The sequence below is a fragment of the Streptosporangium minutum genome, assembly GCF_002149035.1.
Classification (GTDB): Bacteria; Actinomycetota; Actinomycetes; order Streptosporangiales; family Streptosporangiaceae; genus Streptosporangium; species Streptosporangium minutum.
Genome location: NZ_NGFP01000485.1, coordinates 1 through 1,892, shown reverse-complemented (window position 1 = coordinate 1,892; position 1,892 = coordinate 1). Strand labels below are relative to the sequence as shown.

General features: G+C 72.3%; 2 protein-coding genes. Both read left to right on the top strand.

Annotated elements, in window-relative coordinates; all coding sequences use genetic code 11:
* A partial coding sequence (locus tag CA984_RS43880) for a siderophore-interacting protein (RefSeq protein ID WP_242676516.1) occupies window positions 1-750 on the top strand: 750 nt, incomplete at its 5' end.
* 228 nt (window positions 751-978) lie between these two features.
* On the top strand, window positions 979-1,892 hold a 914-nt coding region (locus CA984_RS43875), incomplete at its 3' end, for a YihY/virulence factor BrkB family protein (protein WP_108724710.1).

The following is a 1,892-nucleotide window of genomic DNA, read 5'->3' as shown; positions in this document are numbered from 1 at the left end:
CGCTCCGGCCGTGCTCCTGGCGTCACGCAGTGCCTGCACGTCGAGGCGGGGGAAATTCTCGGTGAGATACCGCTGCACGGTCTGTATCACCTGCGGATCGTCCAGGACGTGCCCGATGATCGAAAAGCTCAGCAGCACGAGCTCGACATCGACTTCGTGCTCCACGGCGACGCCGGCCCCGCCTCGCGCTGGGTGACCTACGCCGCCCCCGGCCACCGCGCCGTGGTCATCGGCCCCAACGCGGCCCATCCCGGGCCCACCGGCGGTCAGGAGTGGGCTCCGCCGGCCGGGGCGACGCGCCTGCTGCTGGCCGGTGACGAGACCGCCGTACCCGCCATCGCCGCCATCGCCGAGAGCCTCTCCGGCGACGTACGGGCCACGGTCCTGCTGGAGGTGCCGCATGGCGCCGACGTGCTCCCCCTCGACGTACGGCCGGGCGTGGAGGTCACCTGGCTGCCCCGCGAGGGGGCCCGCCACGGCGAGCTGCTCGTCCCGGCCGTACGCGACGCCGTCAGCGAGATCACCGTACGGGGCGACATGGTGGGTCTCCTGGAGGACGTCGACGTCGACACCGAGCTCCTGTGGGAGGTCCCGCCGGCCTCGGGCCGCGGCGGCCTCTACGCCTGGCTGGCCGGCGAGGCCGGCGTGGTCAAGCTGCTCCGCCGCCACCTCGTGCAGGAGGCCGGGATCGACCGCTCGTCGGTGGCGTTCATGGGCTACTGGCGGCTGGGGCGCTCGGAGAGCGACTGAGCACCACCGCGCCGCCGGCGCGTGGTCCCGCCGTTCTCACGAGCGGCCGGGACCACGGACAGCCGGGCGCAGGTGACCGGCCGCGCAGGTGACCGGCCGCACGGCAGCCCGCCTCACGGGCGGCTGGTCTCAGGAAGCCCGTCTCACGGACAGCCGTACTCGGAAAACCGGCAGCACAGGTGACCGGCGCCGACGGTAGTCCGGTGTGCTCCGGGTAGTGACCGATGCATGACGGTCACCGGATTCACTGGGCGGGTCGCGGCGTTGTGGACCGGGGCCCGCCACCGCCACCGCTGGCTGGACCATCTGGTCCGCGCCGGCGTGCGCTACGACCAGGCGGACGGTGGACGGCTGTCGGCCGCCCTCACCTACTACGCGTTCTTCGCGCTGTTCGCGCTCGCGCTGCTGAGCTTTTCGATCATCGGGCACGTCCTGGACGATCCGCAGGTGATACAGACCGTGCAGCGGTATCTCACCGAGAATTTCCCCCGCCTCGACGTGCAGGCACTGCGTGACGCCAGGAGCACGGCCGGAGCGATCGCCTTCGTCGGCCTGCCGATCACCGGCCTGTTCTGGATGGACACCCTGCGGTCGGCGATCAGGGCGATCTGGCGCATCGAGGAGTATCCGGGCCGTTTCCTGCTGCGCCAGCTCATCGACCTGGGCGTGCTGGCCGGGCTCGGGGCGCTGCTGTCGGCCTCGCTCGCGGTGGCCTTCGCCGCCGAGTCGCTGCTGAACTGGCTGCTGGTGCACACCGTGGGCGTCGACGACACCCCGACGCAGTGGCTGCTGGCCGCGGTCGCGTTCGTGCTCGGTCTCGGTGTGAACACCCTGCTGGCGGTCGCCCTGCTCACCGCGCCCCCGAGGCTGCGGCTGCCGCCGCGCCGGGTGCTCGGGCCCGCCCTGTTCATCAGCCTCGGGCTGGAGGTCCTCAAGACGATCGGCCAGTTCTATCTGGAGATCACCGCGGCCAACCCCGCCTACCAGGTCGTGGCCGGCGCCGTCGCGCTGCTCGCCTTCCTCAAGCTCCTCAACCAGATCATCCTGTTCGCCGCCGCGCTCACCGCCACCGCCACCGGCGACATCGTCGATCTGGCCGTCCGCCGCCCGCCCGCGCCGGCCGCCCTGACGTGCCCCCCTCC